The organism is Aestuariicoccus sp. MJ-SS9, from assembly GCF_032586235.1.
In the GTDB taxonomy this organism is placed as follows: domain Bacteria; phylum Pseudomonadota; class Alphaproteobacteria; order Rhodobacterales; family Rhodobacteraceae; genus Aestuariicoccus.
The window spans coordinates 1-14567 of sequence record NZ_JAWHTD010000017.1 but is presented as its reverse complement, the minus strand read 5'-3'; the positions used below and the strand labels follow the sequence as shown (position 1 = coordinate 14567).

The window sequence follows — 14567 nt, the reverse complement described above, 5'->3', positions numbered from 1 at the left end:
CATTTGGTCCGGATCGGACCTATTTTTCCGCCAGCCAGCGTTTCAGCGCCGCGCGCTTTTCCGGCGTCAGGCCTGGGCCGCTGAGGGTGATGTCGCCGTTCGCTGCGGTGCGCAGCCAGATGCCCGGCGCCACTTCGCGCCCGCGGCGGTCCTCTGCCGCCCCGGGCGCCGGGGCGGGAGGCGCCGGGTCCGGCACGGTGTTGCGCGGGGCGGGTTGCGGAGGCTCCATTGCGGCGGCGATCACCTCGGCCTCGGCCTCGGGCGTGTCGGCGCGGGCCGCGCGTAGCGCCGCCTGCAGCCGCGCGCCCAGGCCCGCGTCCTCCTCCAGCGCGCGGCCCAGGGCCAGCCCACCGCGTTCGCTGAGCGCCTGGGGGAATTGCAGCACCGACGACAGGTGATGCACGATCGGCAGGAACCCCCCGATCTTTGACCGCTTGGGCCGCGAGGCAGCGCGGAACAAATCCAGCAGCGCCTCTTTTTCGCTGCGATAGACCCCTTCCTCGGCGGCCTTGGCGACGATGCGGGCGCGCTCAAAATAGCTCAGCCCCACCCGGATCTCGTTTTCCTCGACCATGGCCTGATAGGCCTCGGCGGCGGTTTCGGGCCGGCGGATCAGCGCCAGCACCTCGTCGCGCCCGAGCTGGATCAGCGCCTGGCAGCGCCGCCAGCCGGAGATCAGCCCATAGCCCCCCCGCGGCAGTTCCACCACCTCGATCGGGGTCTGCTGGCCGCGGTCGCGCAGCGAATTGACCAGCGCCTCCATCTCGTCGTCCTCGACGATGATGCGGTCGCGCACCAGGTGATCGAACTGGATCTCGGCCAGCGCCAGCGGCACGATCATGCGCCCCTCGGCGCGGGCCTTTTGCAGGGTCTCGGCCATCTCGGCGGCGGCATGAGAGGTGGCGGCGTCGCGCGCCACATCGGCGATGGGGGCCGCGCGCAAGAGCGACTTCGTCTCGGGCGCGGGCGCATCGCCCAGGTAGAGCGGGTTGGCGGGGGTCAGACGTTTACGCTTGGCCATGGCGGGCCTCCTTGGCGGCAAGGCTTGTGCGCAGGGGTGAAGATGCGGTGAAGGGGGCGCGCGCCGCCGTCACCGGACCGAACGGCCGCCGCGCGCTGCCCTCCGCCCGTTCGCTGCGAAACATCGCCAATGCCCCCTCCCGCGGGGAGGGTCGGGCGCGGCCCGGGGCGGGCCCGGGCGGAACGGCAATACCCAAGCACCCGTTCATTCCGCCGCCTCCTGCCGGGCCAGCTCGTCGCGCCGCCAGGCCCCGACCAGAAGCTGCTTGAAGGCGGCATAGGTGGCGTCAAAAGTTTCGCGCCCGCGCACATAGGTCTCGCGGTTGAAATCGCGGTAATCGGCCTCGTAGATGCCCTGCACCTGTTCGCCCGCCTGCCCGATGAGCGCGGTGAAATCCTGCCGGTGCGGGCTGAGGGTGGGGCCGAGATAGGCCTGCATCAGCGCGGCCAGCTCGGCCTGCTGCGCGCCGTCATAGCGGGTGACGACCGCGCGCACCGCGTCCCACTGGAAGGCCAGCCCCTCGCGCCCCAGCGCCCGCGCGGCCATGTTCTCGGCCTCCTCGATCGAGCCGAAGGTGGAATGCAGCATGTCGAAGAACCGCCCCGTGCTGTCGAATTCCAGAAACGACGCCCCCAGAGGCACCAGCAGGATATCGGCGGCGGCCAGACCGTTGATCGTCAGATACCCCAGCGCAGGCGGCGTATCGAGGAAGATCACGTCGTATTGATCCAGCACGCCATCGGCCTCCAGCGTGTCGGTCAGCGCATCCCAGAGCTTCCACCCCCGCCCCTGCATCCGCCAGACGGGGATCTGGAACTCGGCCCAGTAGAGGTTCAGCTGCGCGCCGATGAGGTCGATATTGGGCCAGTGGGTTTTCTGGATCAGCTGTTCGCTGCGCACCTCGAGCGCGTCCGACAGCGTGTCGTCCAGCGGTTGCGGCGCCTCGCCCCGGTCGAGCCGGCGCTGGTTCTCGCCCTGCAGGTAGCGCGCGTAATGCCGCGCCATCAGCGGGAACACCGTCTGCCATTCATCCGCCACCTTGCCGCCGAAGATCGAAGTCATGGACCCCTGGGAATCCAGGTCGATCACCAGCACGCGGTAACCGTCGAGCGCGGCCGACATCGCCAGATGCGCCGCCGTCGAGGTCTTGCCCACGCCGCCCTTGAAATTGGCCACCGCCACCATCTTGGCGGGCTGGCCCGCGGGGCGGTACGGGCGATAGTTCTTGGCCTTGGACCCGGCCTCGGAGAAATGCGCGCGCAGCCGCAGCACCTCGTCGAGGGTGAACCACTTGGCCCCGCCCTCGGTCTCGGACCGGCCCTGCGGCAGATCGGGGTTCTGTTTCAGCACCCGGCGGAAATGGCCCACGGCGACGGGGATGAGATAGCGCGTGATCTCCCAGGTGGAGAACATCCGCAGGTGCCGCGCCTCGCCCTCCTCGAGCCCGCGGCTTTCCAGATCCTGACGCCCGGCCGCGCAGGCCCGCGCGATGGCGCCGAAGCCCTCGGTCGTGGCCGGGTCGCCCAGCTGCACCAGCGCGGAATCGGGGTCGATGTTGAAATAAGGCGGGAGCGCCTTCGGGTCGGTTTTCATGTCCTGCTCGGTCCGCTTTTGCTTGGAATGTGTGCGGTTTCGCAAAGGATACCACAAAAGCGCACACATCAAAGCAAAAGCCACACACACCCGAGGCTTTTCTTTCTTTTCTCAGCAAGTTCAGTGGGTTGTTTTCAGGTATCCGGATGGAAATCCTGACCGGGTTCCCGAAAGGATCCTGTTATTTATCGTTATTTGTTATGTTATGGATGTCGAGCCTTTTCCGTAAACCTCTGAAATCAAGCGTGGAATTTCCACGGTGCGGGGCATAGGCGACTCTGATCCCACGATTGGGCGACTCCGAACCCACGCCGGCCCGACTCCGATCCCCCGCTGCGCTGTAGACGCAGGCTGTGGATAACTTTAGGGTGGGTGTCACTGAAACCCCGAAAGCGGATTCGCGAAAAAAGAACCGGGGGCAGCGTGGTGACGACCCAGCATAAGGGCGCGCCGCATGAGGCACGAGGCAGGACATGACCACACGAGCGACCGGCGGGCTCTTGCCCGACCGCCATCCGACAGCGGATTTCTTCATCTGCGACATCTTCGGCGTATCGCCCAAGGACGACCTGGGCAGTATGGAGCATCCGATCTTTTCGCTCTCGACCCGACCCGACCGGCGGGTTCTGTCCTATGAACACAACGGTGCCCGCATCGAGGTGACGCCAAGCGTCAAGGGCCGCGCGACGATCCACGACAAGGACGTGCTGATCTATTGCATCAGCCAGCTGATGGCGGCGCTGAACGCGGGCCGGGCGATCTCGCGCACCCTGCATCTGCGCGCGCATGATCTCTTGGTGGCCACCAACCGCGACACTTCGGGCGATGCCTATGCGCGCCTCAAGGAGGCCTTCGAGCGGCTGGCGGGCACCCGCATCACCACCAATCTCGAGACCGGCGGGATCGAGACCACGCGCGGCTTCGGTCTGATCGAAAGCTGGGAGATTGTGCGCCGGTCGCGCGGCGGGCGGATGATCAGCGTGACCGTGACGCTGTCGGACTGGCTCTTCCGGGCGGTGCTGTCGAAATCGGTGCTGACGCTGAGCCGCGATTACTTCCGGCTGCGCAAACCGCTCGAGCGGCGGATCTACGAGCTGGCGCGCAAGCATTGCGGGCGGCAGGCGGGCTGGATGGTCAGCGTGGGCGTGCTGCATAAGAAGGCCGGATCCACCGCGCCGGTGCGGGTGTTCCGCGCGGCCCTGCGCCGGATGATCGCCGACGGCCACCTGCCCGATTACCACATGCGCGAGGAAGACGGCGACCGCATCGCCTTCGAGCGCCAGGGCCGGGTGGTCGACCCGGGCCCCGAGGCGCCGCGCGTCTCCGAGGCGGCGCTCGAGGCCGCCCGCGCGCTGGCTCCCGGCGCGGATGTGCACGGGCTCGAGGCGCAGTGGCGCGACTGGTGGGCCGAGACCGGCCGCGCGCGGCTGTCGAACGCGGATGCGGCGTTCCTGGGCTGGGTCAAGGCGCAAAAGCGCTGAGCGTGCCGCGTGGGTGAGCCTTCGGTTCTATGCGAGGGTCGTCCATTGTGCGCCATTGGTTCAAGCACAATGGACGACGCCCCTCGCGCTCCCCGGAGTATTTCTGCCAAGAAGAAGATCAAAGAGTCCCTCTTTCCTGTTTCACTGATCTCTAAATATCCCGGGGGGAGTCACCCAACGGGCGACGGGGGGCTGGCCCCCCTTCCGGTCGGCGCGCCACAGGCGCGGCGACATCAGATCAGAAAAGATCGTGCCAGACAGTGCCGTCGTGGCAGCGCAGTTTCGACGTGGCCGCATCGAAATAGAGATCGCCCGCAGCGGCGGAGGCAGGGGCGCTGCCGGGGGTCAGGTGCAGCGCGGTGCCGAGCGTGACCTTGGCGGTGGCCGCGTCCACCCGCAGCGCCTCGGTCCAGGCCGCACCATCGGGCGAGACCTTGATCGACCAGTCGTCGCCCCCCGCCAGCCCTATCTCGGCCCGGCCCGACCAGCCGCTCTGAAAAAGCAGGCTGGCGGTGTCAGTCGCGGCGGCCTTGTTGATCTTGAGCTGATGCCCGGCCTCCGCATGGCTCAGCAGCGTGGCCTCGGCGGCCACCGCCAGCCGGTTCACCGCGTCCAACGCGGCGCCGATCCGCACCCCGTCGAGGTTCTGCAGATCGGTGTCGGCCAGGCGCCAGAGCGCGCCATCGAAGATGCGCACCCGGCCCGAGGGCGTGCTGGCCATCCGGCCCGCCGCCGCCGGCACGAACACCCAGGCGGTGCCGTCCCAGCGCGCCAGCCGGCCGTCCTGGCCGGCCCAGGCCCCTTGCGCGCCGAACCCCAGCGCATCGACGCCGCTCAGGTGCAGCTGCACCAGCGTGTGAGCCGCGTCAGCCCCTCGTTCACGGTGACATGTTTCTGCGCCTGTGTGGGGGCGAGATAGGGCAGGCCGAGGCGGGTGGATGTATCGGGCATGGCGGTCTCCGGAAGGGGAATGACTGGACGGTGGTCCAACTCTTCGGTGACATCCTTTGCCAGGGCGTGAAGGCGGCGGGCGGGGCGTTCATCTCTCGATAAGGCTCGCGCGCGGGCGCGGGCTGTGCCAAGACAGGGGGACGGACCCGAGGACCCCGCCCATCATGCCCCAAGACCCCGCCGATCCCGCGCTCATGGCCCGTCTTCGGGCGCTCTTGCACGACGCCGGGGGCACGCGCCCGCTCGAGGCGCGGCTGGCCGAGCTGCGCGAGGCCGCCGGGCCGGGGCCGCTGGGCGATCTGATCGACGCTTTCGCGCAGGCCCAGGCCGCCGAGGCGCTGGCCGCCCGGGTGGCGCTGGCGCGCGCCCAGCACCGGCTGGCCCGGCTCGAGGCGCCGCCGCCCGAACCGGGTGCGCGGCTGACCGGCGAGCCGCGCGCGGTGGGCCGGATGCTGGCCCGCGCGCTGGACCGGATGCCGGGCTGGCGCGCACGGGGGGTCTTTGACGAGGCGGCCTATCTGGAGGCCAACCCCGATGTCGCCGCCGCCGGTGCCAGGGCGCTGAAGCACTACATCGCCAGCGGCGCCGCGGAGGGCCGCCTGCCGGGCGGGCTGACCGCGGTCGATCCCGATCTCTACACCCCCTGGCAGCTCTTCGGTCCCGGCAGCATCGACGCGTTTCTTGCCGGAACAGAGCCGCTTTACCCTCACGAGCTGCGCCCGGTCCTGCGCGAAGAGGCGCTGGCGGCGGTGCGGGCCGCGCGGCCCCGGATCAGCGTGATCGTCCCCTGCTGGAACCGCGCCCATGTGGTCGCGGGCGCGGTGCATGCGGCGCTGACCCAATCCTATGCCGCCCACGAGGTGATCGCGATCGACGACGGCAGCACCGACGGCAGCGCCGATCTCCTGGCGGCGCGCTTTGCCGGGCCGCTGGAGACCGGCCAGCTGCGCCTGATCCGGCGCGATCACGCCGGCGTCTCGGCAGCGCGCAACGCGGGCCTGGCGGCGGCCACGGGCGAGATCGTCGCCTATCTGGACAGCGACAACCTCTGGGAGGCCGATCACCTGCTCTATCTCGGCGCGGTCTTCGCCACCGACCCCGCGGCGGATTGCGCCTATACGGCGGTGCTGCGCCACAATCTCGATGATGGCTGGAGCGACGTGCTCTTCCGCCCCTTCGACCGCGCCGCGCTGGAGCGCGAGAATTACATCGACCTCAACGGCTTTGCCCACCGCCGCGCGCTGAGCGACCGGCTGGGCGGTTTCGACGAGACGCTCGACCGGCTGGTGGACTGGGATCTGGTGCTGCGCCTGACCGAGCCCGCGCCGCCGCGGGCGGTGCCGGTGATCGGCGCGCATCACGTGATCTCGGCGCCGCTTCTGGGCAATATCACCGCCACCCGCGACGCCGAGGCCAATGCCGCGCGCATCCGCGCCGCGCTGGCCGCCCGCAAGGACGCCCCGGGCGGCGGTTGACAATGCGCCGCCGCCTTCCGATAGACAGGGCCGTTGCCGCCTGCGGCAACTGAGCCAGAACCGGAGTTGCCCGCCCCGATGTCCCCCGTCCTGCCCCGATCGCTCTCCGAACAGGCGCGGCTGATCCGCAAGACCGGGCATGTCCACGGCGCCTGGTACCGCGCGCGCTATGCGGATGTGGACCGGCTGGGCATGGATCCGGCCGAGCATTACCTGAAATACGGCGCCGCCCTGGGCCGCGACCCGGGCAAGGATTTCGACACCGCCTTCTATCTTGCGCAGCATCCGCTGCTGGCCGCGCATGGCGTCAACCCGCTGCTGCATTACGCGCTGCACGGGCGCTTCAAGGGCTACCCCTGCCAGGGCCCGTCCGAGGCCGGCGCGGGGCGGCAGGCAGTCGACCTGCTGCGCTACAAGCTGCTCAGCCTGGGCTTTACCGAGCGCCCGCTGGCCGAACTGGCCGAGGTGGTGCAGGGCGACGCGGCGCCGCAGGTGCGCGCCCAGGCCGCGCGCGAGCTGGCGATGTGGCACATGCGCGAGGGCACCGAGGAGGGCTATCGCCGCGCGCTCGGCTGGCTCGGGACCGCGCGCCCCCATGCCCACGACGTCGAGTTCCGCTGCCGGCTGGCGACGCTCGAGCTGCTCTGCCATCACTTCCTGGGCCAGCGCGAGGCGGGTCTTGCCGCCTGGGACCGCGCCGCCGCGGCGGGCGAGGCGGATGCCGACGTGCTGCTGGCGCGGGTCAATTTCGAAACCGCGCCGGGGGCGCGGGTGGCGCTGATCAACCGGGTGCTGGGGCGGTTCGGCATTCCGCCGGTGACGCTCCTGCCCGGCGGGGACGGGCGCGCGCCCTACGACCGGCTGGCGGCCGAAACCGCGCCCGCGCCGGTCGCCGAGGGCCCGCTGGTCAGCGTTCTGGTGGCGGCCTATGACGCCGCCGACACCCTGCCCACCGCGCTGCGCTCGCTCAGCGAGCAGAGCTGGCGCAACCTGGAAATCCTGGTGCTGGACGATTGCAGCCCCGACGGCGGCGCCACCGCCCGCGTCACCGAGGACCACGCCGCGCGCGATCCCCGCATCCGGCTGATCCGGATGGAGCGGAACGGCGGCGCCTATGTGGCGCGCAACCGCGGGCTGGACGAGGCGCAGGGCGTCTATGTCACCCTGCACGACGCCGACGACTGGTCGCATCCGGTCAAGATCGAGACCCAGGTGCGGCATCTGGAGGACAACCCGGATGTGATCGGCTGCACCTCGGACCAGGCGCGGGCGAGCTCGGATCTGGACTTCACCCGCTGGACCGCGCGCGGGCAGTTCCTCATTGGCAACACCTCGTCGTTCATGTTCCGCCGCGACGCGGTGCGGCGCGATTTCGGCTATTGGGACACGGTGCGCTTTTCCGCCGACAACGAGCTGATCCGCCGCATCCGCCGCAAGCACGGCCAGCCGGCGGTGACCGAGATGCAGACCGGCCCGCTGTCGTTCCAGCGCGATTCTGCCAGTTCGATCATCGCCAACAAGGCGCTGGGGATCAGCGGCTTCATGTTCGGCGTGCGCAAGGAATATCTCGAGGCGCAGCGCCATCACCGCGCGGAGGGCGGGACGCTGAAATACGGCTCTGATCCGGCCCACAGACCCTTTCCGGTGCCCGTGATCATGCGCCCCGAGCGCAAGAAGCTGGCGCGCGACTTCGGCCATTCCCCGGTGATCTTCGCCGGCGATTTCCGGCTGCGGGACGAGGCGCTGGACTCGTGCCTGGCGGATATCGCGGCGCTGCGCGCGGCGGGGCTGCGGGTGGGGCTGATCGAGATGCGGCGCTACGATCTGGGCCATCCCGGGCGCGACCGGCTGGCGATGACCGGCGCGATGCGCCAGGCGCTGACCGACCCGGGCGTGCAGATCCTGGGCTTCGGCGAAGAGGCGGCCTGCGATCTGCTTGTGCTGCGCGACGCACGCGTGGCCGAAGAGCCGCAGCGCTACTTGCCCTCCATCGCGCCCGACCGGTTGGCGGTCATCGCCGACCGCGCGCCAGACGACATTCGCCGGGTGGACGATCATCTGCAGCGCCAATTCGGCCGGCCCGCCACCTGGTATCCCGCTCACGCTCTGGCGCGCGGGGCGCTGGCGGCGGGCTGGCCGCTGGAGCCCGCGCGCCTTTCTGGCGCGGACTGGCCCATGAAAATCGACCCTGTTGCGGCCCAGGACCGCCCGGCCCCGCCCTTTGGCGCGCCGGGGCGCGCGCCTCTGGTCATCGGGCGGCATACGCCGGACGGGCCGGGCCGCTGGCCCGCCGGGGCCCGGGCGCTGCTGGCTGCCTATCCCGCGGACAGATCGCTGCGTATCGAGGTGCTGGGCGCGGCCGAAACCCCGGCCGAGATGCTGGGCGCGCTGCCCGCAAGCTGGACGGTGCATGGCGAGGGCGCGATGAGCGCGGCGGCATTTCTGGCGCGGCTCGACGCTTTCGTGCACATCGATGCCGACGATCGCCCCGATCCCGTCCGCCGTCCGGTGCTGGAGGCGATGGCCGCCGGGGTGCCGGTGATCCTGCCCGAGGCCTACCGCCCGTTGTTCGGCGATGCCGCGCTTTATGTCGCCGCGCCCGAAGAAGTGTCCGGACGGATGGCCTTGCTGGCGCAAGACGCGGCGGCGCGCAATGCGCTGATTACCCGGGCGCGGGCTTTCGTGGCCAGCGATTTCGGCCATTACGGCTATTGCGCCCGGCTGCAGGCGGCCGGGCTCGACATGTTCCGGGGTCCGGACCCTGAGTGATGAGAGGATGGCCCGGATATGGGGGGTAGACCCCGGAACGGCCGGGCGTGTCCCATCGCGGCTGAAACGGCCGGTCAGATGACCTGGATGGCTCCGAGCTCGGGGCTGCGCGAGCGAATATACGACAGGATGATCTCTTTCGACATCCGTTGCTCCACCGGCAGGCCGATCGCGGTTTCATAGAGTTTCCGGCTGTTCAGCCCCACCAGGCAAGGCATGGCGAGGTCGATCGTCTCCATGGTGGGGGTCGCCCACATGGCCATGCGGTGTTCCCAGTAGAACACATCGTTCGGATCGAACCCCTTCAGAGAACGCGGATCGAACCGTGCGGCCTGGTAGAACTCACGGAAGGCCGCGGCTGCATAGGCGGAATAGGCTTTGTCGGTGCCGTGTTTGCGCGAGGCCACGCCGTAAAGATCGATCATCGTTTGCACGTTGAAGCCGTGTTCGGGGCCGCGTTTGCCCTTGCGGTAGAAGCCGCGCACGATTTCGCCGCCATAGCCAATCAGGAAGGCCGGCGGCAGCACCTCTTTCGCGTCGGGCCGGTTGGCGATCTCGGCGCGCACCTTGTCCATCAGAACCCCCCGCGGGGCCGCGCGGAAGATATCGCCCGCATTGTAGGCGGCGCAGATGTCCAGAAGGTCGCCGTCGGTGCGGGTCTGGCTGATGTAGAGATGCGCGCAGCCGGTCTTTTCGGCGATGGTGCTGACGACCTCCGCCTCCTGGCGGGTGTAGTTTAGATCGCGCCATGTCACGCCGGTGAAGGGGGTGCCGGTGTTGTGGAACGCGGTCAGGACCGACCGGGTGTCGACGCCGCCGGTGATCGAGATCACCGGCGTGTAGCGTGCGACAACGAAGGTGCGCAGCGCGTTCAGCGCAGCGTCAAACCGATCGAACAGCTGTTCGCGGGTCGTTTCCTCGCAGGGTTTGTGCGGCCAGAACCGCGCAATACCGCCGAAGCGCGCGCTGTAGACATGGTTGGGAGGCAGCCGCCGAATGTTGCGATAGACGGTACGATGGCCCGGCAGATAGCACACGATCCGGTCCAGATATTGCGGCGCGTTCACAAAGGCGGTGGTGGCCTTGTCGCGCGGCATGCCGAACTGATGCGCCAGCAGCGCCGCGTGCGAGGCAACGGCCACGCGCGTGCCGGTGCAGTAATGCACCGAGCGCGATCCGAAGGGATCGTTGGCGACCAGAAGATCGCCCTCGGTGATGGCCACGATGGCATGACGTCCGCCCAGGTCGGTATTGCCGAGGTTGGCGATCAGGTCGCCCTTGGTCAGCGCGCGCAGCCGGTCCTCGACCGCGTCCCCGTCGTTGTCGAAGACATCGCCGATGACCAGAAAGGTGACATCATCGCTTTGCAGGGTGAACCACGTGGTCCCGGGGGCGATAAGAGCTACGAAATCACCCACATGAACCTTTTCGAACCGCTGGTGAATCAGCGACAGAAACCGTCCGCCACTGCCCGTCACCTCGTCCTTGCGCAGGATCAGGAACCCGCCCTGAAAGAGGCGTCCGGTCTTTTCGTAGAAATCGGTGATCCTGTCCATTTGCATCGGGATCTCCTTTTCCGCGGTTAGGTAGAGTTCTGGCGCTTATTGAAAGATCGCGGTCTAAATGCAAGCCTATCCGGTCAGCGCACAGGTGCGTCGGTTCGGCGATCGGGACGCGGATCGCCAAGATCTCCGCCAGCCGCGCCTGCGCCTCGGCACAGATTGCCGGATCGGGCGTCGACCCGGCGGCCCGGCCTTTCGGCGAAAAGCGGCCCGGCCCCGATGGCGGAGGCGTTGAACAGCTTTCGAGCGATGTCGTGGCGCGCAAGGGTGGTCTCGATCACCGACATTTCCAGCAGTGATCCGTCGAGTTCCGGCAGTTTGTCGAGATGCCGGCCGGCTAGGTCCCGATGGCTTAGGCCGCCCTCCCGGCCCTGGCCGCGGCGCACCACGTTCGCCCCCTCGCAGGCCCGTGCGCCACGGCGATGGGTGAAGGGAGATGGTCATGGGATTGAATGCGGCGAGCGGCGATTTGTCTTCGAGTGCTCGAACACGTGCCCGAGGTAACACCTTTTCTCACGCTGCTTTCCGGGCCTTGCGGATGTCTTGATCTCGTAGCGGCCGTTCACATGTGCCCAATCCATGCATGCCGAGCCGTCGCGTCGGTTATACGCCCCGGGAAAGATGGGCAGAATTGTTCCGCAACGCGTTGACGGCCCCAAGGTGTATCCCCATGCTTTTACATGGATTCCCTAGGTGTTTGATCCCAGGGTTTGATGGTGCGATCCATTCGTTGGAATGGAAGGACGCCTTATGGGACAGATACGCCACGGCTGCGCACGCCATCCGAGCAGCAATACAGCGATCGCAAGCTTCGAACGCGGAACTGAGCCGGGAGCTTGGCATCAACGTCAAAACCGTCGCCAAATGGCGCAAGCGGCAGATGGTGGAGGCTGTTTTCCTCATGGGTCAGGGCTACCGAGAGGGTCACCTCGTAGTACATGGTCTTGAATAGGAGGCCCCGCCGCACCGTGTCATGACTGATCGACACCCACACCGCTTCAGCCGCCGAAAAGACAGAGGGTGGGCGCGGTGGGTTTAGATGCGAAAGCAGATAAAGTCATGGTGGTGATCGGGTCATTTTTGTTGCGGCATGTGCCGATATGTTCCGCGATGGTTCCCCATACTGGACCCCCATAGAGGTTGGGGGTCGCTATGGAGGTTAGCTACGCTTCAATGAATCGGCGGCGGCGTTCGGATTGACCCCGAGTTGTTCGGCATAGGGTGGCTTGGACTTCGTGGGAGAGATGTATTCGACTGACTTGTCGATCCTTGCTTTCGCTTCGTCGAATGTTGGATAGACCGTTCCTCCAAAAACGTAGCCAGCCTCGACAACCCGGATGGTCTTGCCTTTGTACTCGACCGTGGAACCGACGACGTGTTCGAGCTGGGGCGTCTTTTTCGAGACCGGCGGTTCCTGGCGATAGCCGGCGCCATTGAATGCTCGCGCCTCGATCTTCGACTCTGAGCCAGATCGATTCATCCTCGATCCGATCCACCAGATGCCGGGACTAAACACAATAGAAACAAGCTGCAACCCGAGATCACAGCCTGTCAATTGAAAGTGTAATTGGCGCGCAACTAATTCACGTAGGTGAGATTTGTCTTGCGGTAGATTGGCACCCCGAGCGCGTACCGGAGCATGGAAATTGATCGTTTGGTACGGCCTGGTTTGCCGCAGCGTTGGATCCGCTCAGGCACGCAAGTCCCGTTATTCCGAGCCACTGGCCGTCGCCACGAAAGATTTGAGGAGCCCTGCTTCCCGCATCAGCACGAGCGCTTCAAAAAGGACGAGATTATAGGGTTCAGTTCCCCAGATCGGCGGCTTTTTCGGAACCATCAGCGCGAGGTCGGGAAATTGCTTGGCGAGGTTTTCGGCTTCTTCGTAGGCATTCCGGAACGTGCGGCGCCTCCGCACGACGAGGTTGACTAGGGGCAGGTCTTGCCCGATCGCGGCAAAGGTTTTCAGGATCTTGATCTGTTGCCCGTGCTTGCGCCCCGCCGCATCGGGATTTTCGGTGACAAGCACGTCGGGGTGATACTCCCTGATCCAATCGCGCAGTTTGGCCGCGGCCTTGGCAGACGAGCTGGCCCCTTTCTCCGATGTATCCCAGATCACCAGGTCGCCGTCATCGACCACCACGCAACCGAGCCGTCCGGTCCGGGCGGCGACGGCCAGCGCCCGCTGGTTTCTAACTGACATGATAATGGTCATCTTCTTCGAGTAATCGTCGGGCGAGGCGGTCGAGGGATTTCCGGCGCCGTTCGATGGCCGGCCATTCTTTCGGCTCCGCCGGCATGGTCGCCAGGTTTTCCTGGAGGTCTTTGCGGACCTCTTTCAGGATCTCGGCATAGAGGGTTTCGAAGCTGCGTCCGTAGATCAACGACAGGGCGCAGAGCTCGCGGATGGTGGGCATCCGTTGACCCCTTTCGATCTGGCTGATCGCGTGGTGGCTGACGCCGACGAGGTGGCCGCAATCGTGCTGGGTCAGGCCGGCGCGTTTTCGAGCGACCTTCAGGTCGCAAATGAACTCTTCAAACATGGTGGTTTGGCTTAATCGACTAATGGTCCCAGGATACCTTACGCGGCCGTTTCCGCGTACCGCCCGTCAATCGCATTTCCTGAAAACGGGTTTTGCCGTGGTGCCAGGACCCGCGTCCGTGAGAGAGGCGGGGGGCGAAAGGGCAAAGCCCGTTTCGCCTCTCTCGCGGCCCCACGCCCCGTGACCGGCAAAACCCGTTTTCAAATCCTGGTGGGGGTATTTTCGCGAATTTCGCGCCATCATGCCAGACCCGGCCCTTCGCGGCACATCGCGCTCACCCCGACGAAAATGGCCCGCCCGAAACGGGCGAGCCAGTGTTTCAAGAAAGAACTGAAGTCCGGTCTCCGCGCCCGGAGGTCTCTTCGGGATTAACGGCGATCACGCCGCCACGGCGTCGATTGCCTTGTGCAGTTCCGTCGTCGCCTTCGGGTTTTCGACCACGCGGCCCTCAAGCACGTAGGTCACGGCGTTGAAGAGCCGCCATGCGGACCGGCCACCCCAATCGAAAGGCGGGTTCTCGAAATGACCGAGAATCTCGGGGATCTTCGTGACCGTGAAAATCCGCTTCCGATAGAGCTCCAGGATCAGGTGATCGGCCGCTTGGGGGCTGAGTTCTGTCGCCTGGTAGCGGCAGAATTGCGCGTGCTGCGATGCCCGTTGCGCCTGCAGAGGCTCGACCACGCCGGCCACAATGCCCGGAAGATCCCGCTTGGCATGGACCGTGTGCTTGCGGCGGATCACCGTGTCGCCAGAGAAGGCGAGGTTGTCGCAGACGAAAACCCGGCTGCCAAAACTGATCCCGATCGGGAACGTCTTGTCGTGGCTGTTCCGCAAGCCCACCGTGTCAGTGTAGCCGCCATAGGGGCTTTGCAGCGACAGGACCCCGAAGAAGCGCATCCCGTCCGGCGTGACGCCGAAGTCCTCCTCGACGATATCGTGGCCGTAATAGCCAAGGGCGTACCGGACCATGTCGACAACGGCGCTATGCGCGATCGGGACATGGGTCTCGGTCGCCGAAGGTGTCGGCATCTGGTGCAGAGCAGTATAGTCGACCGGCTCCGCTCCGGCATGAAGCATGAGTGCCATGAGGCGTCTCCATTCATTGTTGGGAAGAGTGTCCCGACCGGGACAAAGGGGACGGCACAAAAGGGCTGGACCGCGCAGCCTGAGCGCAG

13 protein-coding genes are annotated in these 14567 nt (G+C 66.9%); 3 read left to right on the top strand and 10 right to left on the bottom strand.

Annotated features, from left to right (window positions below; genetic code table 11):
• Positions 1–19: 19 nt before the first annotated feature.
• Positions 20–1021, bottom strand: a complete 1002-nt coding sequence (locus RXV88_RS12760; RefSeq protein ID WP_316293422.1) for a ParB/RepB/Spo0J family partition protein — start codon at positions 1019–1021, stop codon at positions 20–22.
• A 204-nt stretch (positions 1022–1225) separates the two neighbouring features.
• Positions 1226–2614, bottom strand: a complete 1389-nt coding sequence (locus tag RXV88_RS12755) for an AAA family ATPase (protein ID WP_316293421.1) — start codon at positions 2612–2614, stop codon at positions 1226–1228.
• A gap of 473 nt (positions 2615–3087) precedes the next feature.
• Between RXV88_RS12755 and RXV88_RS12750 the strand changes: the two genes are divergently transcribed.
• Entirely contained in the window at positions 3088–4095 is a 1008-nt protein-coding gene (locus tag RXV88_RS12750) for a replication initiator protein A (protein ID WP_316293419.1), read from the top strand.
• Between the two features lie 238 nt (positions 4096–4333).
• Here RXV88_RS12750 and RXV88_RS12745 read toward each other — a convergent pair whose 3' ends face one another.
• Complete coding sequence (locus tag RXV88_RS12745) at positions 4334–4945, bottom strand: DUF2793 domain-containing protein (RefSeq protein WP_316293418.1); 612 nt, start codon at positions 4943–4945, stop codon at positions 4334–4336.
• 265 nt (positions 4946–5210) lie between these two features.
• Between RXV88_RS12745 and RXV88_RS12740 the strand changes: the two genes are divergently transcribed.
• Together RXV88_RS12740 and RXV88_RS12735 are read left to right on the top strand one after the other, a co-directional pair.
• Positions 5211–6521 carry a glycosyltransferase family 2 protein gene (locus RXV88_RS12740; RefSeq protein ID WP_316293416.1) on the top strand — a complete coding sequence of 437 codons (1311 nt, stop codon included), beginning with the start codon at positions 5211–5213 and terminating at the stop codon, positions 6519–6521.
• 78 nt (positions 6522–6599) lie between these two features.
• A complete protein-coding gene (locus tag RXV88_RS12735) occupies positions 6600–9290 on the top strand; it encodes a glycosyltransferase (protein WP_316293414.1) in 2691 nt (896 codons plus the stop codon).
• Between the two features lie 74 nt (positions 9291–9364).
• Here RXV88_RS12735 and RXV88_RS12730 read toward each other — a convergent pair whose 3' ends face one another.
• The 7 genes from RXV88_RS12730 to RXV88_RS12700 form a co-directional block, all read right to left on the bottom strand.
• Positions 9365–10852, bottom strand: coding sequence for a hypothetical protein (locus RXV88_RS12730; RefSeq protein ID WP_316293412.1), 1488 nt, complete (start codon positions 10850–10852; stop codon positions 9365–9367).
• Positions 10853–10929: 77 nt separating this feature from the next.
• Positions 10930–11241 carry a hypothetical protein gene (locus RXV88_RS12725; protein ID WP_316293409.1) on the bottom strand — a complete coding sequence of 104 codons (312 nt, stop codon included), beginning with the start codon at positions 11239–11241 and terminating at the stop codon, positions 10930–10932.
• Between the two features lie 359 nt (positions 11242–11600).
• Positions 11601–11792 (bottom strand): hypothetical protein, encoded by a 192-nt coding sequence (locus tag RXV88_RS23705; protein ID WP_410468824.1) that lies wholly within the window; start codon positions 11790–11792, stop codon positions 11601–11603.
• A 219-nt stretch (positions 11793–12011) separates the two neighbouring features.
• Positions 12012–12386: a hypothetical protein gene (locus RXV88_RS12715; RefSeq protein ID WP_316293407.1), complete on the bottom strand. Its 375-nt coding sequence runs from the start codon at positions 12384–12386 to the stop codon at positions 12012–12014.
• Between the two features lie 174 nt (positions 12387–12560).
• Positions 12561–13064, bottom strand: coding sequence for a hypothetical protein (locus RXV88_RS12710; RefSeq protein WP_316293406.1), 504 nt, complete (start codon positions 13062–13064; stop codon positions 12561–12563).
• The gene (locus tag RXV88_RS12705; RefSeq protein ID WP_316293404.1) at positions 13042–13392 is read right to left on the bottom strand and encodes a helix-turn-helix transcriptional regulator; all 351 of its coding nucleotides are present in this window, start codon (positions 13390–13392) and stop codon (positions 13042–13044) included. The genes RXV88_RS12710 and RXV88_RS12705 overlap by 23 nt, the downstream gene beginning before the upstream one ends.
• A gap of 378 nt (positions 13393–13770) precedes the next feature.
• Positions 13771–14478 (bottom strand): DUF932 domain-containing protein, encoded by a 708-nt coding sequence (locus RXV88_RS12700; protein WP_316293403.1) that lies wholly within the window; start codon positions 14476–14478, stop codon positions 13771–13773.
• Between the last annotated feature and the right edge of the window lie 89 nt (positions 14479–14567).